Consider the following 20,763-nt stretch of genomic DNA (forward strand, 5'->3'; position numbering starts at 1 on the left):
CGACCTCGAGAACGAGGTCGCGTCGCTCTCCTCGACGGTGTCCACGGTCCGGTCGGAGAACGAGGAGATCTCGGCCGCGGTCGACGATATCGAGGAGGACGTCAGGAACCTGCTCGACATCTACGAGATGGTCACCCGCGGGATCAACCCCTTCGTCGACGACTCCAGCGGCTTCGACAGCGTCAGCGGCGGCGGCGAGGGGTCGTTCGGCCTCTTCGACGACGAGGAGGAGGACGACGCGGGGGACGACCTCGACGAGGACGTCGCGAACGCGGACGCCGACGGGTTCTTCGACGACGAGATGCTCGACGACGACTTCGACGACGGCGGCGACGAGTTCGGCGAGCTGGACGGGGAACCGGACGACGACCACACGGACGACGGCGACTCCGCCGACGCCTCGTCCGAGACCGCGGCGGCGGACGAGGGAGACGACATGAACGACGACGGAAAGAGCTTCAGCGAACTGAAAGAGGAGTACGACGCCGGGGAGGCCGACTGGGCCGACGAAGAGGGGGGAGACGGCGACGCGGCCGCCCCCGCGGACGAGGACCCGTTCGACGACGGGGACGCCTCGTTCGACGACGACCTCGGCGACGAGACGGATCCCTTCGACGACGACCTCGGTGACGAGACGGACCCGTTCGACGACGGGGACGACTCGTTCGACGGGGAGCCGGCGACCGACGCAGACCCCGCGACGAACGGCCACGAGCCGGACCCCGAACCGGAGCCGGACCCCGAACCGGAGCCGGCGGCCGACCACACGCGCGGCCGACAGCCCGGCGGCGATCCGGCCGAGGCGAACGGCGGCGGCTTCGAGTACGTCGGTGAGGACGACCTCTCCGGGAGCCGCGGGAAGCCGTACCTCACGGAGCTCCCCGGCGACTACGTCGGCGACCTCCTCGTGATGGAGTGGCTGGAGTTCCTCGTCTCGGAAAGCGACGTCACCGACGCGGTGCGCGCGATCAACTACTACGAGCGCATCGAGTGGGTCGGCCCGGAGGCCGCCGCGCGGCTCCGCGACTTCCTCTCCGGCTTCGGCACGATCGACCGCAACCTCGTCGACCGACCGGGGACCGATCGACTGGTCCGGGAGCACCACACTCGTAGCCTCCGGTACGTGACGCAGCTCAACGGGACGAGCGGACACCTGCTGCTGCTCGACCGGTGGGACGACCTCGCCGGGGGCTCGCTGGTCGGCGGCGGCGCGCCGCGGGTCGGCGGGCGAGACCACGGGCGGGACCGACGCGAGGAACGCGGCGGCCGGCGTCGAGACGGCTCCGAGGGGCGCCGGCACGACGGCTCCGAGGGGCGACGCGCGAACGGCCACGGCGACGCTGAACGGCGGGACGAGCGGTCGGGACGCGCAGAGGGGCGGACGGACCGCGGCGGCGAGCGACCCGACGGACGCGAGCGGAACGGCGGCTCCCCGCGTCCGATGAACGACCCGAACCCGCGTTCCGACCGCGCCGACCCGGCCGACGGAGGGTGGGGAGATGGGCGTTAGCGTCTCCGCGTCGACGGCCATCATCGTCGCGGGGCTGTTCTTCGCGTTCACCGCGTTCTACCCCGTCGCGGCCAACGGCTTCGACCGCGTCACCGACGCGCAACAGGGGATCCAAGAGCGCTCGCTGGAGCGGCAGAACACCGAGTTCGCCGTGACGAACGCGACGTACGACGACGGCGCGGACGAACTGGTCGTCAACGCCACCAACGACGGCTCGGTCGGGCTGGTCGCGAGCGACGCGACGCTGGTCGTCGGCAACGAGTACGTCGACGTGGGCGGACCGAACGCGACCACGACCGTCGACGGCGACGGCGACACCGAGCTCTGGCTCGGCGGCGAGACGCTGACGGTGACGGTCGACACGACGACCGTCGACACCGCGATCACGACCGGGAGCGACCCCACTCGCGTCGTCCTCGTCGTCGAGTCCGGCGTCCGCGACGCGGCGGAGGTGAGCGCGTAGATGGCCAGCGTACCGGTCTCTCACCTCATCCTGTTCATCGCGAGCCTCGTGATCGCCGCGGGCGTCGTGGGCACGATCACGACCGGCGTCGACCGGGTGAGCGCGGCCGTCGAGGACGCCGGGATCGACGCGACCGAGCAGCTCCGGACCGACGTGACCGTCATCTCCGACGCGAGCGCCGGGGTGTACAACGAGAGCGGGAACGAGAACGTGACGCTGCTGATAAAGAACACCGGGACACAGCGCCTCAACCCGGACGGCTCCGGCGTCGACGTCGTCTTCGACGGCGCCTACGTCCCGCCGAGCGCGACGGAGGGCGAGCTCGCCTCCGCCGGAACGGGCGCGGCGTGGAGCCGCGGGGACGTCCTGCGGCTCACGATCGACACCAACCGGCTGGGCGAGACGAGCGACGGTCTTGACCCCGGAACGGACCACCGCGTGTACCTCACGGTGAACGGCGACGAGGAGCTGTTCCAGTTCCGCACGGAGGCCAACTGACATGCCTCGCACAGACAATCTGCTTTCCATCGGACTCGGCGAACGCGACCGCTTGAATAAGGAGCTCGGTGGGGGGATCCCCCGCGGCAGCATCGTCCTCATGGAGGGCGACTACGGGGCCGGGAAGAGCGCCATCTCGCAGCGGTTCGCGTACGGACTCGTCGAGGAGGGAGCGTCCGTCACGATGATGTCGACGGAGCTCACCGTCCGCGGGTTCATCGATCAGATGCACTCGCTGGAGTACGACATGGTGAAGCCGCTCCTCCAAGAGGAGCTGCTGTTCCTCCACGCCGACTTCGACTCGGGGGGCGCGTTCTCCGACGGCGACGGCGAGCGGAAGGAACTGCTCAAGCGGCTGATGAACGCGGAGGCGATGTGGAACTCCGACGTCATCTTCCTCGACACGTTCGACGCCATCTTCCGGAACGACCCGACGTTCGAGGCGCTCGTCCGGAAGAACGAGGAGCGGCAGGCCGCCCTGGAGATCATCTCCTTCTTCCGCGAGATCATCTCGCAGGGGAAGGTCGTCGTGCTCACCGTCGACCCGTCGGCGGTCGACGACGAGGCCATCGGCCCGTTCCGCTCGATCGCCGACGTGTTCCTCGAGCTGGAGATGATCGAGGTCGGCAACGACATCCGCCGGCAGATCAACGTGAAACGCTTCGCGGGGATGGGCGAACAGGTCGGGGACACGATCGGGTTCTCTGTCCGGTCGGGTACCGGAATCGTCATCGAGAGCCGCAGCGTGGCGTGATGACGCCGCCCGCCCGCGACGGACCCGCCGTCCCGCGCGGGCGGGACGCGAACGACGGACCGCTCGCGACGGCGCGCGCAGTCAGGACCCGCGGAGGCGGCGAGTAGACCATGACCGAACACGGAACCGCGAAACCGTCGGAAGAGCTCCGCAAGGCCGCCATGCGGCGGCCCCACCTCCGGGAACACCTCCGGGAGTTCAAGCAGATCACGGGGGAGTTCCCGCAGTTCATCGAGGAGCCGAAAGGCGAGTACGAGTCGAACCGCCCGAACGTCATCTACCCGGTCGGGGGGCCGATCTACAGTCACATCTACGGCGACCTCGGACAGGACACGAAGTACTACGCCATCGAGCCGGAGATCACCGGTACCCAGGCGGAGGTCCTCACAGAGGTCAAGAACCGCCTCCTCAGGACGAGCGGGCAGCACACCGCTCCCGACAGCGAGGCCGAGTACGACGACCTCATCGAGGAGCTGTTAGAGGAGGTCACTCACATCGACGGGCAGAACGAGGGCATCCGAGGGAACCTCTCGAAGGTGCTGAACATGGGGAAGCTCTCCGTCACCGAGGAGACGTACGAGAACATTCGCTACCGGCTCAACCGCGACATCGTCGGACTCGGACCGCTCGAGCCGATAATGCGCGACCCGGCCAACGAGGACATCCACGTCATCGGCCCGAAGGAGTGCCACGTCGATCACGGCACCTACGGGATGTTGGAGACGACCGTCGACTTCGGGACGCCCCAGGAGTTCGACAACTGGCTCCGCAACATGGGCGAACGGATGGGCGACCCGCTCTCCGACTCCGACCCCATCGTCGACTCGACGCTGCCGGACGGGTCGCGTATCAACATCATCTACTCCGACGACGTGTCGCTAAAAGGCTCCTCGCTCACGATCCGGCAGGGCGACGAAGTGCCCCTGTCGATCAACCAAATCACCCACTGGGGAACGCTCTCGCCGCAGCTGTCGGCGTACCTCTGGCTCTGTCTGGAGAACGAACAGACCGTGTTCGTCGTCGGGGAAACGGCGTCGGGCAAGACGACGACACTGAACGCGATCCTGTCGTACATCCCGGACGACTCGAAGATATACACCGCGGAGGACACCGCCGAGGTCATTCCCCCGCACAACACCTGGCAGCAGCTGCTGACCCGCGAGGGCGGCGACGAGGGCTCCTCCGACGTGGACATGTTCGACCTCGTCGCCGCCGCGCTGCGGTCGCGGCCCGACTACATCATCGTGGGCGAGGTCCGTGGCGCCGAGGGTCGTATGGCGTTCCAGGCGGCTCAGACGGGTCACCCGGTCATGCTGACGTTCCACGCGTCGGATATCGTCTCGATGATCCAGCGGTTCACCTCCGAACCGATCAACGTCCCCGAGACGTTCATGGACAACGCCGACGTGGCGCTGTTCCAGAACCGCGTGAAACAGGGCGACGACGTCCTCCGCCGCGTGACGAGCGTTCAGGAGATCGAGGGGTACTCCAAGGAGATGGAGGGGGTCGTCACCCGGGAGGTGTTCAGCTGGGACCCCGTCGAAGACGACATCGTGTTCCAAGGGATGAACAACTCCTACGTCCTCGAAGAGCAGATCGCGACGCTGCTCGGCTACGCCGACACCCGCGACATCTACGACGACTTGGACTTCCGCGCGGAGCTGATCGAGCGGATGATCCAGGAGGGGATCATGGGGTACCACGAGGTGAACGAGGCGATCAACTCCTTCCAGCGCGACGGCGTCGAGGGGCTTCCCTTCGACATGCACCGGAACGTCGGGTGAACCGACCGATGAGCGAGGCTGACGTGTAATGGCGGTGAAACAGGTCGGAAACGGGCTCGCGACCGCGGCCGAGCTGACCTCGGCCGTCATGGAGTCGTACGATAAACTCGACATCTCGAAGCGGAAGTACGTCGGGCTCGTGTTGATCCCGGCGCTGCTCGTCTTCGCCGCGAGCGTCGTCGGCCTGTTCGCGCTCCCGCTCCCGTTGGCGGCGCGGGTTCCCGTCCCGATGTTCGGGGGGCTGGTGTTGGTGGCGGCGGTGATCTACCCGAAGATCTACCTCTCCAGCCTGGAGAACCAGATCGACAACCAGCTCCACCTCGTGATGACGCACATGACCGTGCTGTCGACGACGAACATCGACCGCATGGAGGTGTTTCGGACGCTCGCAAAGGAGGAGGAGTACGGGGTCGCCGCCGAGGAGATCGGCCGCGTCGTCCACCTCGTCGACACGTGGAACCAGAGCCTCGACGACGCCTGTCGCCGGCGCGCCGAGGAGGTGCCCTCAGACGCGATGGCCGACTTCTTCGACCGCCTCGGCTACACGATGGGGGCGGGCCAGTCGTTAGAGGAGTTCCTCGTCTCAGAGCAGGACGTCATGCTCGCGAAGTACGAGACGGTGTACGAGTCCTCGCTGGCGAACTTAGAGGTGATGAAGGACCTGTACATGTCGATGATCCTCTCGATGACATTCGCCCTCGTCTTCGCGATCGTCCTCCCGATCCTCACCGGGAACAATCCGACCGCGACGGTGGCGGCCGTCATCGTCCTGTTCGTCTTCGTCCAGCTCGGCTTCTACGCGATGATCCGGGCGACCTCGCCGTACGACCCGATCTGGTTCCACCCGGACGAGCGCGCCCCGGGCGACCTGAAGCTGTGGGCGTCGCTCGGGGTCGGCGGCGGGCTCTCCTTCCTGATCATCGGGATCACCGCGGCCGGGATGTTCGGCTACGGCTCCGGGCTCCCCGGGCTGCTCTTCTTCGTCGACGACGTCCGGCTGCCGCTGTACCTCGCGGTCCCCATCTCGCCGCTCATCATCACGGGCGTCGTCCTCAGGCGAGAGGAACAGCAGATCACGGCCCGCGACGGCGAGTTCCCCTCCTTCGTGCGCGCGCTCGGCGCCACCGAGAGCGCCAAGCAGTCGACGACGACCGACGTGTTGACCACGCTGCGCGACAAGAACTTCGGCGACCTCTCGCCGGCGATCGAGCGGCTCTACCGCCGGCTCAACATGCGTATCAGCACCGAGGGTGCGTGGGAGCAGTTCACGTACGACACGCGGTCGTACCTCATCCAGAAGTTCTCCGAGATGTACCTCGTCGGCCGGCGGATGGGCGGGGACCCGAAGATGCTCGGCGAGCTGATCTCGAAGAACATGAACGCCGTGAACCAGCTGCGCGAGCAGCGGCGACAGGCGGCGATGACGTTCATCGGCCTGCTGTACGGGATCACGGCGGCGGCGACGTTCGCCTTCTTCATCGGGCTGGAGATCGTCGCGATCCTGGCCGAGCTCACGGCCGACTTCGGGCTCGAGGAGATGGACATCGGCCAGATCGTCTACCCGGGCGCGTACGACATCCCGCTGATCGAGTACCTCCTCCTGACGGTCGTCCTCTTCAACGCCGCCCTCTCCTCGCAGATGATCCGGCGGATAGACGGCGGCAACCCCGCGAACGGCTACATCCACTTCGTGCTGCTGACGTGGCTCGGCGCGGCGACGGCGATCGCGACCCGGACGCTGGTGAACGCGATCCTGACGATTTGAAATCGATTAGTTCCTCGCGTGCCGCGCGACCGATCGGGCCGCGTCTCGAGCCCCGTCGGTAGCCACGTTTTAAGCCGCGTCGATGGCCACCCTCAAGCCGCGTCGATGGCCACGTTTATCGGAGTCGGATTCTCGAGGTTGTCGCCGACCGGACACCGCTGCTCGACTTCCGCGGCCAACGCCTCCAGCGCCTCCTCGTCGGCGTCGGCCTCGACCTCGATTCGCGCGGTGATCTCCTGATATCCCGCTCGGGGGTCCTCGTCGATCCCTAAGAATTTCCGGGGATCGAGGTCGCCTTCGATATCTATCGCGACGTTTTCGAGGTCGATCCCGTGCTCCTCGCCGACGGTGTGCGCCACGACGTTGAGACAGCCGGCCCACGCGCCGATGAGGTATTCGACGGGGTTCGGTCCGTCGTTCGTCCCCCCGAGCGGCGACGGCTCGTCGACGACGAACTCGAAGTCACGCGCCTCGACGACCGTCTTCGTCTCGCTCTCGCTCTCGGCCGATACCGCGAACCGTTCAGTGTGATCTGCCTCGCTCATGTACTCGTTCGACGAGACGTCACCGCATGAAGCGTCCGGCAGTGGGCAGAACCGCTGCCGTCCGTGACGGTCTCCGTCGGCCGATTCGCCGGCTGAAGCGACGTGCGCCCCCGGCTCGCCGCAGATAGGCCCGTGCGGGAGGTCGTTCGTCGCGGCAAGTATTGAGGTCGGCGGCGAGCGTCCGCTGCGGGCTACGCCTCGAACAGGACCGGCTCGGGGACGTCCTCACCGGCCGCCTCGCGCCACGACCGGCTCGGCGTCCACCCGAACAGCCGCTCGGCCTTCGCGACCGCGTAGGCGCCCCGGTCGTCGCCCTCGGCGAGCGCGCTCTCGTCGACGGCGCAGTCGTTCGGGATCGCACCGTACGACTCGCGGAGGAGGTCGAGGAGGGGGCGGCCGAGCGCGTTGTCGGCGGCGACGCAGTTGACCGCCTCGTGGGTACCGGGACCCACGGCCGGGTCTGGCCCCGCAGTGCCCGCGAGCGCCGCCGCGACGAGGTCGGCGACGTCGCGGGCGTCGACGTACGACCAGAAGTTGCCCGCGCCGGCGTCCAGGTCCCCGACGTACTCGTCGCCCCGACAGGCGTACGCGCCGGGGTACTGGATCCACGACGGCCGGATCGAGACCGCCGGGACGCCCTCGCGGCGCGCGACCGCGCCGGCGGCCGCCTCCGCCGTCACCTTCGAGAGCCCGTACGGGTCCTCCGGGCGGAGCGGGTGGTCCTCGGTGACCGGGAGCTCGTCCGGAAACGGCGTCGGATCGGCAAAGAAGAAGCCGTACGCGCCGTCGCTCGACGCCTGCACGATCCGGGCGTCCGCGCGGCCGGCGGCGTCGAGGACGTTCTTCGCGGCGTGGACGTTCGTCTCGAACACGCGCCCATCGGGGTGGGTGTCCGCGACCGGGATCGCCGCCCAGTGGACGACCGCGTCGGGGTCGACCGCGCGGACGACGTCGAGCGCCTCGCCGCGGTCGGCGAGGTCGGCCGCGCGGAACGAGACGCCCGGTGCCGGGTCGGCGTCGAGGCCGGGGTGGTCGTAGTCGACGACGACGACCTCGTAGTCGCCGGCGAGTCGGTCGACGACCCAGCGCCCGGAGGCGCCGCGGCCGCCGGTAACGAGGACGGTCTCCATGCGTTCGGGTCCCGGACGGCGGGGCAAAAGCGCACCGTCCTCGCGCCGGGGACGGACGTGATCGGGCGAGCGCGCACGTGATCGGACGAACGCGCCGCCGAGACGACCCGCCCGCGACCCCGGCAGGCTTTAATCCGACGAACGGTAAAACTCGGGTATGGAATGGAAGACCGACTGGGGACTCCGTGGGCGGATGGCGTTCACGATGTTCCTCCTCTTCGCCCTCTACGTCGTCTTCGTCGGCGTGCTCACCGTGTACTTCGGCGACTTCCTGTTCCCGCTGATCATGCTCGGCGGGTTCGCGATCGCCCAGTACTTCTTCAGCGACAAGCTCGCCTTGCGGAGCATGGGCGCCCGCGAAGTGAGCCCCGACGAGTACCCCGACCTCCACCGGCGGGTCGAGCGACTGAGCCAGCAGGCCGACCTCCCGAAGCCGACGATCGCGGTCGCGGACACGCAGGTGCCGAACGCGTTCGCGACCGGCCGGAACAAGAAGAACGCGACCGTCGCGGTGACGACCGGGCTGCTCCGGTCGTTAGACGAGGACGAGCTCGACGGCGTGCTCGCCCACGAGCTCGCGCACGTGAAGAACCGCGACGTGATGGTGATGACCATCGCCTCGTTCCTCTCGACGATCGCCTTCTTCATCGTCCGGTGGGGATGGCTGCTCGGCGGGAACAACCGTCAGGGCGCGCCCGTCATCGTCGCGGTGCTCGTCTCCATCGTCGTCTGGATCGTCTCGTTCCTGCTGATCCGCGCGCTCTCGCGGTACCGCGAGTACTCCGCCGACCGCGGGGCCGCGCTGATCACGGGGAAGCCCGGCGCGCTCGCGTCGGCGCTGATGACGATCGACGGGCGGATGGACCGCGTGCCGGAGGAGGACCTCCGGCAGGAGGCGGAGATGAACGCGTTCTTCATCATCCCGATCCGCTCCGGCTTCATCGGGAAGATCGCCTCGACGCACCCGTCCACCGAGAACCGCGTCGAGCGGCTCCGCGAGCTCGAGCGCGAGATGGAGACGGCCTGACTCGGACCCGGTCGCTCGCCGCGAGACGGCGATCCGGAAGCGGCTCCCAAGGCCGCGGGCCGGAGGCGACCCTCCCCCGCTATCGCTCGTCCGTCGGTCGAACGAGACAGTCGAGGAGCCGGAGTCGCGACGCCGCCGCCGCCGCGGCCGGCACAGTCTTTCCCTTCTCAGTTCGCATATGACAGACGTTGGTACATCACAGCACTATTATACGTTCGAGTTCGGCGAGCCGTGAGCGACGGCGAGCGGAAAAGACGGACAAGTGAGAGCAATGCGGCACGGATCGGCCCTTAACAGGGTATACGCCCGATACACGGTGTTGAGACGCTCACCGTGCGAACGGAGGCCGACGATCGATTCGAGGATATCGCCGAGAGCCGCCGCTCTCCGTATCGTCGCTAAGAGCCTTTGAAAGCGGCCGTTGGCGGGTTGATCTCGTCGTTTGAACTCTCAGAGAAGATCGGAGTGTGAACATCGTCGGGAGCGGGGCGATTTAATTTCAGCTCCATAATCTTCGTCCGATCGTGACACGATTATGAATTATATGCGGAGGACCCGATCCGGCGTCGCGAGCCCGGTTCGGACGGGACGGCTCGACTATCCGGAGCCGAGTTAAAATAACAAGAGTACTCGTGTTATTCTGAGCCGACGAGAGCTCGAGCGGTCCACGGATGACGGATAACGTCGTTCGATATGATCGAACGGGCGAACACCGCGAACAGACGAGCGCCGCCGACGGCCGGGGGCAGACGCTACGAGTGCGCGATGTTGAGTTCGAGTTCGTTCGCCGCGCCGAGCAGGAGGTCCGGGATCTCGGACTCGAGTCGGTCCCCGTTCAGGCGGTGCGAGGGGCCGGTGACGCTGAGCCCGCCGATCACCTCGCCGTCCGGGTCGCAGATCGAGACGCCGACGGCGTGGGTCCCGCGGAGCGACTCCTCCCTGTTGAAGAAGTAGCCGCGCTCGCGTCCCGCCTCGATCTCCGCGCGGAGCTCGTCCGGGTCGGTGATGCTGTGTTCCGTCACCGGCTCGAACGACATGCGTTCGAACATGTCGGACAGCTCGGGCTCCGGGAGCTCGGCGAGGATCGCCTTCCCGGCCGACGCCGCGTACAGCGGGATGCGGCTGCCGATCCCGGGGTCGGTGCGGACCGCCCGGTCCCCGACGGCCCGCGCGAGGTACACCGCCTTCCCGTGTTCCTCGACGAAGAACTGGGCGCGCTCCCCGGTGACCTCCGCGATCTCCTCGACCTTCTGGCGCACGAGGTCGTACCCGCGGTAGCCGCTCCGTGCGGTGACGCCGATCTCGAGGAACCGGAGGCCGACGTGGTACCCCCCGTCGCGCCGGACGACGTAGCCGAGGTCCGCTAGGGTGTGGAGGTGTCGGTGCACCGTGCTCTTCGCGTAGTCGAGTTCGGCCGCCAACTCGGCCAGGGACGCGCCGTCGTTCTCGACGAGGCGTTGCACGACGTCGAACATCGTTTCGGCGGTCCGTACCGCGTCTTTTTCCGGCGTATCGGCGTCTTTCGGCTGTCCGTTCATACTCACGCGTCGAACTCCAAGCATAAAAGCGTTCGATTGGGTCGAACGCGTTCCGACGGACGCTACCGCCGCTCGGTGACGGAGCGGGGCCGCCGCGCGACCGGCTGCCCCTGCGCGGAGGACCGACTGCCCCTACGCGTAGGTTTAATTCGGGCGACCGTCTGCGGCCATGCGTGGTATCCCCCTCGTCGATCGCCGGAGCCGACTCGGGGATCGTCCGAGAGCGACCCTTCCAGCTGCTGCTTCTCATCAACGTCCTCCCGCCGCTCGGCACCGCGCTCCTCTCGCCCGTGCTCGGATCGCTCGTCGAGCCGCTCGGGGCGTCGACGGCGAACATCGGGCTCATGATGTCGGCGTTCACCGCGCCGTCGATCGTCGTCATCCCGATCGCGGGCGTGATCTCCGACCGATACGGGCGGCGGCCGGTATTGCTCTTCGGACTCGTCTGGTTCGGGCTCACCGGCACCGCCATCGCCTTCGTCTCCACCTTCGCCGCGGCGCTCGCCCTGCGCGCGCTCCAAGGGATCGGGTTCGCCGCGCTCACGCCGATCATCATCACCAGCCTCGGCGACCTGTACGCGGGCACGAAGGAGGCGACCGCGCAGGGGCTCCGGTTCACCGGCTCCGGGCTGTCGCAGACGGCGTTCCCGCTGGCCGCCGGGGTGCTCGTCGGGATGGCGTGGCAGTACCCGTTCCTGCTGTACGCCGTCGCCTTCCCGATCGCGGCGGTCGTCTACCTGTACTTCGAGGAGCCGCTCGATAGCGAGGCGGCGGACGATGGTTCGGAGGCGGGGATCCGGGCGCAGATCGGAGACATGCGCGCGCTCGTCGCGCACCGCCGGGCGTGGACGATGGTCGTGGCGCGCGGGAGCGCGAACGTCGCGTGGTTCGGCTTCCTCACGTACAACTCGATCCTCGTCGTCGACGTGCTCGGCTACACGCCGGCGGAGGCGGGGGTCCTCGCGGCGGTCGCGAGCCTCACGTACGCGCTCGCCGCGACGCAGGCCGGGCGGATCGCCTCCCTGTTCGACGACCGGCTCTACCCGCTCGTCGCCACGAACCTGTCGATGGGCGCCGGGCTCGCGCTCGCGTTCCTCGCGCGATCGTTCGCGGTCGCCGCCGTCGGCGTCGTGTTCATGGGGATCGGGTTCGGGCTCGTGCTCTCCATCTACCGGAGCGTCATCACGACGCTCCCGCCCGCGGACCTGCGCGGCGGACTGGTCAGCCTCGGCGAGGGGAGCGGGCGCGCGGCGGCGACGGCGACCCCGGTGGTCATGGGCGTCGCCGTCGCGGTCGCGACCCGCCCGCTCGGGTTCGAGGCGGCGGTCCGCGCGGTCGGCGCCGGCACCGGCCTCGTCGGCGCGGGCGTCGGGATCGGCTGCCTGCTCCTGATGAGCGCGTCGCCGCCGATCCGGATGGGGGAGTAGCTCCGGGGGACCGCGACGGACGCGGGCCGACGCCGCCGACGACCGCGGGCCGACGCCGCTGACGACCGCGGGCCGACGCCGCCGACGACCGCGACCCCGGGTACTTTGTCGACCGACCGCGACGCGTGGAGCATGTCCACTATCGACGTCGCGGTGCTCGACCACGACGCGCACGGAATCCCGGCGGCCGACTACGCGGAGATTCTCGACCGACGCCTCCCCGACCGGGAGGTGCGCCTCGCCGCGACGCCCGACGACCACCGGCGCTACCTGCGGGAGGCCACCGTCGTCGCCGGGAAGTACATCGACGCCGAGGAGGTGGCGGCCGCCGAGAACCTGCGGCTGTTCGCGTGCAACGCCGCCGGCGTCGACCACCTCCCGCTGGACGCGCTCGCCGAGCACGGCGTCGCGGTGACGAACGCGTCGGGCGTCCACGGCCCGAACGTCGCCGAGCACGTGCTCGGCTGGGTGCTGACGTTCGCGCGGCGGCTCGACGAGGGGCGCCGCCGCCAGCGGCGCCGGGAGTGGCGCCGATTCCAGTCGTTCACGGAACTCGCCGGCAGCACCGTGACCGTCGTCGGGCTGGGCTCGATCGGCGAGACCGTGGTCGAGCGGTTCGAGGGGTTCGACGTCGACACGGTCGGCGTCCGCCACACCGTCGAGGACGGGGGACCGACCGACGACGTGGTCGGCTACGACGGTCTCGCGGACGTCCTGCCGGGGACCGACGTGCTCGTCCTCGCGTGTCCGCTCACGGAGACGACAGAGGGGCTGATCGGCGAACCCGAGCTCGACGCGCTGCCGGCGGACGCGATCGTCGTCAACGTCGCGCGCGGCGGCGTGATCGACACGCCGGCGCTTGTGGACGCGCTGCGGGCGAACGCGCTCCACGGCGCCGCGCTCGACGTCACCGACCCCGAGCCGCTCCCGAGCGACCACGACCTGTGGGGGTTCGAGAACGTCTTCCTGACGCCCCACGTCGCGGGCCACACGCCGAGGTACTGGGAGCGGTGCGCCGACGTCCTCGTCGAGAACCTCGAGCGGGTCGCCGAGACCGGCGAGTACGAGGGACTGAGAAATCAGGTCGTTTAAAAAGGCGCCGTCGGAGACGGAGCGAGCGCCGGACTACTGGTACGCCTGTATCCCCGTGATGTCCTCGCCGAGGATCAGCGTGTGGATGTCGTGGGTGCCCTCGTAGGTGTAGACGGTCTCCATGTTCGCCATGTGACGCATCGGCGAGTAGTCGGCGGTGATCCCGTTGCCGCCGAGCATCTCGCGGGCGATCCGCGACTGGTCGCGCGCCATCCGGACGTTGTTGCGCTTGGCCATCGAGACGTGTTGCGGGCGCATCTCGCCCGCCTCCTTGAGGTCGGCGAGCCGGTGGGCGAGCAGCTGCGCGAGCGTGATCTGCGTCGCCATCTCCGCGAGCTTCTGCTGTTGCATCTGGAAGCCGCCGATCGGCTTCCCGAACTGCTCGCGGTCGGTGGCGTACCCCTTGGCGACCTCGAAGCAGTCCTGCGCGGCGCCGACCGCGCCCCACGCGATACCGTAGCGGGCCTGCGTCAGGCACGACAGCGGCCCCTTCATCCCCTCGACGCCGGGGAGGCGGTTCTCGGCGGGGACGCGGACGTCCTGGAGGCTGATCTCGCCAGTGATCGACGCGCGCAGGCTGAGCTTCTCGTCGATCTTGTTGGTGGTGACGCCGTCGCGGTCGGTCTCGACGAGGAACCCGCGCACGGGGTTCCCGTCCTCGGTGCGGTCCTTCGCCCAGACGACGGCGACGTCCGAGATCGGGGAGTTCGTGATCCACGTCTTCGACCCGTTGAGCACGTACCCGTCACCGTCGGCCTCGGCGCGCGTCTCCATCGCGGAGGGGTTCGAGCCGTGCTCGGGCTCGGTGAGCCCGAAGCAGCCGACCGCCTCGCCGGTGCCGAGCTTCGGCAGCCACTCGTCTTTCTGCTCGTCGCTTCCGAAGGCGTGGACCGGGTACATCACCAGCGCGCCCTGCACGCTCGCCATCGAGCGGAGCCCGGAGTCGCACGCCTCCAGCTCGCGCATCAGCAGGCCGTACGCCGTCTCGCTGACGCCGGGGAGACCGTACCCCTCAAGATTCGGCGCGTAGAATCCCATCTCGCCCATCTTCGGGATGAGCTCTTCCGGGAACGTGCCGTCGATCCAGTGCTGGCCGATGTCGTCGACCTCGCCGTCGATGAACGACCGGGCGGAGTCGACGAGCATCCGCTCCTCCTCGGACAGAGTCGACTCCATGTCGAAGTAATCGAGCATACGATCGCTTGCGATCCCAAGGATAAATAAGTATACTCTTGGCCGGCGAGCGGCTGGGATCGCGGGTCGCTTCGCGTGTCGATTCGCGGGTCGGGGCGAGTCGAGAGCGCGCCTGCGACGGGCGCGGCTCAGAACCCGTCGGTCCCCTCGAGAAGGTGCGCCTCGACGACGTCCATATCGAGCTCGATCCCGAGCCCGGGGGCCTCCGGCACCGCGATTCGCCCGTCCTCGATCAGCGGCTCGTCGCGCGCCAGCAGGTCGTCCCACCAGTCGACCTCCAGGGCGTGGTACTCCAGCAGGTCGAAGTTCGGCGTGGCCGCGCCGAGGTGGACGCAGGCCATCGTCCCCACCGGGCTACAGACGTTGTGCGGGGACATCGGCATGTAGTTCTCCTCGGCGCGGTCGGCGATCCGCGTCGTCTCCGTGAGCCCGCCGACCGTCGCCGGGTCGGGGGTGACGACGTCGACGCCGTGCTCGTAGATCAGGTCCGACAGCTCGAAGACGCGGAACCGGTTCTCGCCGGTCGCGACCGGCGTCCGCGTCGCCTTCGTCACCTCCTTCTGGGCGTCCATGTTCTCCGGCGGGATCAGGTCCTCCAGCCACATCAGGTCGAACTCCTCTAACTCGTGGGCGAGCCGCTTCGCGCTCTCGACGGAGTAGTCCCAGTGGCAGTCGAACGCGAGGTCGACGTCGTAGCCGATCTCCTCGCGCACGGCCGCGACGATTTCCTTCTTCTCTCGGATCGCCGCGTTCGTCAGGCGCCCGTTGTACGGATCGTTCTCGTTGTCGGCCGGCAGGTCGAGGTCGAACTTCAGCGCCGAAAAGCCCATGTCGGTGACGCGGCCGGCCTCGGCGGCGTACGCCTCGGGGGAGTACGCCTCGGCGTCGGCGTAGGCGGTCGCGCCGTCCTCGACCGCGTACGCCTCGCCGGCGTGGCAGTCGCAGTAGAGCCGGACCTCGTCGCGGTACTTCGAGCCGAGCAGCTGGTAGACGGGGAGGCCGAGGATCTTCCCGGCGGCGTCCAACAGCGCGATCTCAATGCCGGAGGCCGCGGTGACGACCTTCCCGGTCGTGCCGCCGTGGCCCGACATCTCTTGGAAGATGTACCGCACCAGGCGCTCGACGTCGAGGGGGTTCTCGCCGACGAGGAACCGGTTCGTGTACTCGACGAGCTCCGGGACGCCGCCGCCGCGGTACGCCTCGCCGATGCCGGTGACGCCGGCGTCGGTCTCCACTCTGATCAGGTTCCACTCGAAGTTCCCCTCGACGACGCAGGCGTCGAGGCCGGTGATCTGTACGTCTCGGTCCGGGTCGCGGGTGTCGATCTGGTCTGAGTAGTCTCGCATGTGTCTGGTTGAGTGATATTTGTCGGGGTCAGTCGTCTCTGAATCGCTCCAGCGCGTCCTCGTCGAGCGGCACGCCGTGGCCGGGGCGGTCGGGGAGGTCGATCATCCCGTCGTCGCCGGGCGTCACGGGGTCGGCGACGACGTCGTCGAACGCCTTCACGTCCATGTCGCGGTAGAAGTACTCCACCCAGAGGCCGTTCTCGATGGCCCCGAGCAGCGACGCGTGGATGTTCCAGTTGTAGTGGGGCGCGATGGGGATGTCGTACGCCGAGGCGTGGTTCGCGATCTTCAGCCACTCCGTGACCCCGCCGCAGACGGTGACGTCGGGCTGGAGGATCGTCGCCGCGCCCGTGTCGGCGAGGCGGGCGAAGTTGTGCCGCGTCCCCTCCAGTTCGCCTGTGGCGACGGGGTAGTCGATCCCGTCGTTCACCTCGGCCATCGTGTCGACGCGGTCGATCATCACGGGCTCCTCGATGAAGTACGGGTCGTACGGCTCGAACGCCCGGCAGTTGCGGAGCGCCTCGGTGCTGGAGCCCCAGACGCCGTTGGCGTCGAGCAGGAGGGTACGCTCGTCGCCGATCTCGTCGCGCACCGCGGCGACGCGCTCGGCCTCCTCGTCGGCCGACAGGCGCCCGACCTTCATCTTCACGACGTCGTGGCCCTCGTCGAGGTAGCGCCGCATCTCGTCGCGGAGCGCCTCGTGGCCCTTGTCGTCGCGGTAGTAGCCGCCGCTGGCGTACGACGGGACCGACTCCGAGTGCCCGCCGAGCAGCTTGTGGAGGGGCATGTCGGCCGCCTTCGCCTTCGCGTCCCAGAGCGCGATGTCGACCGTGGAGATGGCGCGCAAGAAGAGACCGGTCCGACCGATCTGGACGTTCCCCTCGTACATCTCGTGCCACAGGCGCTCGGTGTCGCGGGGGTCCTCGCCGACGAGGATCGGTTCGAGCAGCGACTCGACCGCGTCGGCGATGAGGCCGGCCCCCTCGTACCCCAGCGAGTAGCCGACCCCCTCGTGACCGGTGTCCGTTCGCACGTACGTGATCGCGTGGTCCCGGTAGGTGAGCGTCCGGTTGGAGAAGGAGACGGGCGACTCCAGCGGCAGCTTGATCGGGAACGACTCGACTTCGGTTATCTGCATACGTGCAGCGGCGTCACACGGGTACAAGTAGACCCCCGTATCGGCAACACTCTCAGGCGCGGTGCCGACCGCAGCCGCGCCGACCACCCGCAGTTTTTGTATCGTCGCCACGAGGGGGCCCACATGGAGTTCCCCGACCGATCCGACGTCGACGGGCTCATCGACCCGCAGCCGCTCCCGGGGTTCGCGCGGGTGCGGTACGAGCCGGAGACCGAACGCCTCGACGACCCCGTCGGGGCGGCGCGCGAGGCGCTCGGCTCGCTCGACCTCGACGGCCTCCCCGCGGGCGCGACCGTGGCCGTCGGGGTCGGCAGCCGCGGGATCGACCGGATCGACGAGGTCGCGGCGGCGGTCGTCGACGAGGTCGCCGAGCGCGGGTTCGACCCCGTGGTCGTCCCCGCGATGGGCAGCCACGGCGGCGCGACCCCCGAGGGGCAGCGCGAGGTGCTGGAGGCGCTCGGGATCACGGAGGAGACGGTCGGCGCCCCGATCGACGCGCGGATGGCCGCCGAAGCGCTGGCGACGGCGCCCGTTGGCGACGTCGACATGCCGGTGTACTTTTCGGAGGCGGCGCTCGCGGCCGACGCCGCCCTCGTCGTGAACCGCGTGAAGGCCCACACCAACTTCACCGGGCCGATCGAGAGCGGGCTCGCGAAGATGACCGTCGTCGGGCTCGGCAAGCAGCGCGGCGCCAAGTCGTTCCACTCGACGGCGATCGCCGAGGGGTACGTCGAGACGCTGACCGCCGCGCTCGACGTTATCGAGCGCGAGACGCCGCTGATCGGCGGGATCGCGCTCATCGAGAACTTCGAGGAGGAGGTCGGGCACCTGGAGGCCGTCCCCGCGGGGTCGTTCCTCGACCGCGAACCGGAGCTGTTGGAGCGCGCGTACGAGGAGATGCCGACGCTCCCGATCGACGACGTCGACCTCCTCGTCATCGACGAGATCGGCAAGGAGATATCCGGCGCCGGGATGGACACGAACGTCATCGGGCGCTACCGCGTCCTCAACGCGCCCGACCCCGAGACCCCCGACATCGACCTCATCTACGTGCGGGGGCTGACCGAGGCGACGAAGGGGAACGGCAACGGGATCGGCCTCGCCGACCTCACCCGGCGGGCCGCGGTCGACCAGCTCGACCTGAAGAAGACGTACGCGAACGCGCTCACGAGCGGGTCGCTCTCGAAGTCGAAGCTCCCCGTGGTGGCGCCCGACGACGAGTTCGCGCTCCGGACCGCGCTGGCGGCGCTCGGGGGGTACGACCCCGAGACCGTCCGGATCGTCTGGGTCCGGAACACGCAGGACCTCGGGGAGCTCCTGGTCTCCGACGCCGCCGTCGACGACCTCCCGGAGGCGGCGACGGTGGTCGGCCGCGAGACGGTGGGGTTCGACGACGGGACGGCGGGGTTCGAGGACGCGGCGGGTGAGGTCGACGCCGAACCGGCGACCGACCCGTCGGGCGGTCCGGACGCATAGCGCCCCGACCGCGGTCGCCTCGTCCGACGGATTCCCGTCCCCTTGCCTGTAGGGAAACGTTTTCACGCCGCACTCGGGATGGGTGAGGCATGGACCTACAGATCGACGGGAACGCGGCCCTCGTCACGGCGTCGTCCAGCGGACTCGGCAAGGCATCGGCGAAGGCGTTGGCCCGCGAGGGCGTCGACGTCGTCATCAACGGCCGCGACGAGGAGCGGCTGGCGGCCGCGAAAGAGGAGGTCGAGGCGGTCGCGACCGGCGAGGTCGTCGCGCAGTCCGCCGACCTGACCGACGCCGACGAGGTCGCGGCGCTCGTGGAGACGACCGTCGACGAGTTCGGCACGATCGACCACCTGGTGACGAGCGCGGGCGGCCCGCCCTCGGGCGCATTCCTCGACACCGACGACGAGGACTGGCAGCACGCCTACGACCTGCTCGTGATGAGCGTCGTCCGGCTGGCGCGGGAGTCGTACCCGCACCTCAAGGACGGCGACGGCGGCACGATCGTCAACATCACCTCCCGGAGCGTGAAGGAGGCAATCGACAGCCTCGTGCTGTCGAACTCCGTCCGGATGAGCGTCATCGGGTTGGAGAAGACGCTCTCGAAGGAGTTCGCGCCGGAGGTGCGCGCGAACGCCGTCCTGCCCGGTCCCCACGAGACGAGCCGCATCCGCGACCTCGTCGAGGCCGCCGTCGAGCGCGGCGACTACGACTCCTACGAGGAGGGGCTCGACGACTGGGCCGGGAACCCGCTGGAACGCATCGGCGACCCGATGGAGCTCGGCAACACCGTCGCGTTCCTCTCGTCGCCGAAGTCCGGCTACGTCAACGGCACCGCGCTCCCGATCGACGGCGGCTCGACCGGAGCGAACTTATGAACCCGGTCCCGTTCGACGAGGCGGAGACGTACGAGCCAGAGGAGGGCTGGCGGCGCGTGGCGATGGCGGGCAGCGACCGGTTCTCCTTCGAGTGGTTCGAGAAGCCGCCGGGCCACAGCTCGCCGATGCACGACCACGAGAACGAGCAGGTGTGCCTCTGTCTGGAGGGCGAGCTCACGGTCGCGACCGAGGACGACTCGGTCACGCTCCAGAAGAACGACTCCGTCCTGCTGGAGTCCAACGAGGCCCACCGGGTCGAGAACACCGGAGACGAGCGCGCCGTCGGCCTCGACGTGTTCGCGCCCGGGCGCTCGTTCGACTTCTGGACGGACCGCGAGGAGTGAGATGAACGGAGCGACCCCCCGATGAAGTACCTCGCACGCACGGCGACCGGCGACCCCCTGCTCGGCGGCGACGAGGGGTACGTCCCTCTCGGCGCCGTCGAACCGGATCTGGAGAGCGTCCGCGACGCCCTCCCCCGGGCGGCCGCGGGGACGCTCGGCGACGTCGCCGACGCGACCGCCGACCCCGTCCCGGCGGCGGACGTGACGTTCGGCGCCCCCCTGGCGGCGTTCGGGAAGCTGTGGGGGATCGGGCTGAACTACGAGGAGCACGCCGGCGACCTCGACGAGGAGCGCCCGACGGAGCCGGCGAGCTTCATGAAGCCGTCGTCGGTCCTGACGGGGCCCGGCGGTCCGATCCGACTGCCGCCGGAGGCGCAGAGCGAGCGGGTGACCGCCGAGGCGGAGCTGGCCGTCGTCATGGGCCGAACGTGCCGGAACGTCGACGAGGGCGACGTCGACGACGTGATCGCGGGGTTCCTGCCCGTGATCGACATGACCGCCGAGGACGTCCTCCAGCGGAACCCGCGCTTCCTCACGCGGGCGAAGAGCTACGACACGTTCCTCGTGCCCGGCGCCGCGCTCGCGGTGCCGGAGGAGCCGCTCGACCTGGAGCCGCTGTCGGTGCGGACCGAGGTCAACAGCGAGGTGCGGGCCGAAAACGAGATCCGGAACATGCTGTTCCCGCCGGCGGAGATCGTCTCGTTCCACTCCGACGTGATGACGTTAGAGCCGGGCGACCTGTTCAGCACGGGGACGCCCGGCGCGGCGCCCATCGACCCCGGCGACGAGGTGCGGGCGGTCGTCGAGTCGATCGGCGCGGTCGACGCGCCGGTGACGCGGTAGGCGGTCGGCGC

General features: G+C 69.0%; 19 protein-coding genes. 13 read left to right on the forward strand and 6 right to left on the reverse strand.

Annotated features, from left to right (window positions below; all coding sequences use genetic code 11):
• The 6 genes from DJ73_RS12155 to flaJ all read left to right on the forward strand — a co-directional run.
• Window positions 1–1,510, forward strand: a 1,510-nt coding sequence (locus tag DJ73_RS12155) for a FlaD/FlaE family flagellar protein (protein WP_094558093.1), incomplete at its 5' end; no start/stop codon positions are given.
• A complete protein-coding gene (locus DJ73_RS12160) occupies window positions 1,500–1,973 on the forward strand; it encodes a flagellin (protein WP_094523812.1) in 474 nt (157 codons plus the stop codon). The genes DJ73_RS12155 and DJ73_RS12160, both read left to right, overlap by 11 nt.
• Window positions 1,974–2,471: a flagellar protein G gene (locus DJ73_RS12165; protein WP_094523811.1), complete on the forward strand. Its 498-nt coding sequence runs from the start codon at window positions 1,974–1,976 to the stop codon at window positions 2,469–2,471. It begins immediately after the preceding gene.
• Window position 2,472: 1 nt separating this feature from the next.
• Window positions 2,473–3,225, forward strand: a complete 753-nt coding sequence (locus DJ73_RS12170; protein ID WP_094523810.1) for an ATPase domain-containing protein — start codon at window positions 2,473–2,475, stop codon at window positions 3,223–3,225.
• Between the two features lie 110 nt (window positions 3,226–3,335).
• Window positions 3,336–5,009 (forward strand): type II/IV secretion system ATPase subunit, encoded by a 1,674-nt coding sequence (locus tag DJ73_RS12175; RefSeq protein ID WP_094523809.1) that lies wholly within the window; start codon window positions 3,336–3,338, stop codon window positions 5,007–5,009.
• Window positions 5,010–5,037: 28 nt separating this feature from the next.
• On the forward strand, window positions 5,038–6,774 hold the full coding sequence (flaJ, locus tag DJ73_RS12180; RefSeq protein WP_094558094.1) for an archaellar assembly protein FlaJ: 1,737 nt from the start codon (window positions 5,038–5,040) through the stop codon (window positions 6,772–6,774).
• A gap of 92 nt (window positions 6,775–6,866) precedes the next feature.
• On the opposite strand, the gene DJ73_RS12185 is transcribed toward flaJ, so the two are convergent.
• On the reverse strand, window positions 6,867–7,319 hold the full coding sequence (locus tag DJ73_RS12185) for an OsmC family protein (protein WP_094558095.1): 453 nt from the start codon (window positions 7,317–7,319) through the stop codon (window positions 6,867–6,869).
• Window positions 7,320–7,510: 191 nt separating this feature from the next.
• Window positions 7,511–8,449 (reverse strand): NAD(P)-dependent oxidoreductase, encoded by a 939-nt coding sequence (locus DJ73_RS12190; protein WP_094558096.1) that lies wholly within the window; start codon window positions 8,447–8,449, stop codon window positions 7,511–7,513.
• Window positions 8,450–8,606: 157 nt separating this feature from the next.
• Between DJ73_RS12190 and htpX the strand changes: the two genes are divergently transcribed.
• The gene (htpX, locus tag DJ73_RS12195) at window positions 8,607–9,476 is read left to right on the forward strand and encodes a zinc metalloprotease HtpX (protein ID WP_094558097.1); all 870 of its coding nucleotides are present in this window, start codon (window positions 8,607–8,609) and stop codon (window positions 9,474–9,476) included.
• A gap of 752 nt (window positions 9,477–10,228) precedes the next feature.
• On the opposite strand, the gene DJ73_RS12200 is transcribed toward htpX, so the two are convergent.
• On the reverse strand, window positions 10,229–11,014 hold the full coding sequence (locus DJ73_RS12200; RefSeq protein ID WP_094558098.1) for an IclR family transcriptional regulator: 786 nt from the start codon (window positions 11,012–11,014) through the stop codon (window positions 10,229–10,231).
• Window positions 11,015–11,187: 173 nt separating this feature from the next.
• On the opposite strand from DJ73_RS12200, the gene DJ73_RS12205 reads away from it, so the two are divergent.
• On the forward strand, window positions 11,188–12,441 hold the full coding sequence (locus DJ73_RS12205) for an MFS transporter (protein ID WP_094558099.1): 1,254 nt from the start codon (window positions 11,188–11,190) through the stop codon (window positions 12,439–12,441).
• Between the two features lie 132 nt (window positions 12,442–12,573).
• Window positions 12,574–13,533, forward strand: a complete 960-nt coding sequence (locus tag DJ73_RS12210) for a D-2-hydroxyacid dehydrogenase (protein WP_094558100.1) — start codon at window positions 12,574–12,576, stop codon at window positions 13,531–13,533.
• A 33-nt stretch (window positions 13,534–13,566) separates the two neighbouring features.
• On the opposite strand, the gene DJ73_RS12215 is transcribed toward DJ73_RS12210, so the two are convergent.
• From DJ73_RS12215 to DJ73_RS12225, 3 genes are all read right to left on the reverse strand, one after another.
• The gene (locus DJ73_RS12215; protein WP_094523801.1) at window positions 13,567–14,727 is read right to left on the reverse strand and encodes an acyl-CoA dehydrogenase family protein; all 1,161 of its coding nucleotides are present in this window, start codon (window positions 14,725–14,727) and stop codon (window positions 13,567–13,569) included.
• Between the two features lie 128 nt (window positions 14,728–14,855).
• Entirely contained in the window at window positions 14,856–16,073 is a 1,218-nt protein-coding gene (locus DJ73_RS12220) for a mandelate racemase/muconate lactonizing enzyme family protein (protein WP_094558101.1), read from the reverse strand.
• Between the two features lie 28 nt (window positions 16,074–16,101).
• The gene (locus tag DJ73_RS12225; protein WP_094523799.1) at window positions 16,102–17,211 is read right to left on the reverse strand and encodes a mandelate racemase/muconate lactonizing enzyme family protein; all 1,110 of its coding nucleotides are present in this window, start codon (window positions 17,209–17,211) and stop codon (window positions 16,102–16,104) included.
• Between the two features lie 123 nt (window positions 17,212–17,334).
• On the opposite strand from DJ73_RS12225, the gene DJ73_RS12230 reads away from it, so the two are divergent.
• From DJ73_RS12230 to DJ73_RS12245, 4 genes are all read left to right on the forward strand, one after another.
• Window positions 17,335–18,687, forward strand: coding sequence for a DUF362 domain-containing protein (locus DJ73_RS12230; RefSeq protein ID WP_094558102.1), 1,353 nt, complete (start codon window positions 17,335–17,337; stop codon window positions 18,685–18,687).
• Window positions 18,688–18,776: 89 nt separating this feature from the next.
• Window positions 18,777–19,565 carry an SDR family oxidoreductase gene (locus DJ73_RS12235; protein ID WP_094558103.1) on the forward strand — a complete coding sequence of 263 codons (789 nt, stop codon included), beginning with the start codon at window positions 18,777–18,779 and terminating at the stop codon, window positions 19,563–19,565.
• Window positions 19,562–19,909, forward strand: coding sequence for a cupin domain-containing protein (locus tag DJ73_RS12240; protein ID WP_094558104.1), 348 nt, complete (start codon window positions 19,562–19,564; stop codon window positions 19,907–19,909). The genes DJ73_RS12235 and DJ73_RS12240 overlap by 4 nt, the downstream gene beginning before the upstream one ends.
• Before the next feature lie 21 nt (window positions 19,910–19,930).
• The gene (locus DJ73_RS12245; protein ID WP_094558105.1) at window positions 19,931–20,752 is read left to right on the forward strand and encodes a fumarylacetoacetate hydrolase family protein; all 822 of its coding nucleotides are present in this window, start codon (window positions 19,931–19,933) and stop codon (window positions 20,750–20,752) included.
• Window positions 20,753–20,763 lie beyond the last annotated feature (11 nt).

This window comes from Halorubrum sp. Ea1 (genome assembly GCF_002252965.1).
GTDB lineage: Archaea > Halobacteriota > Halobacteria > Halobacteriales > Haloferacaceae > Halorubrum.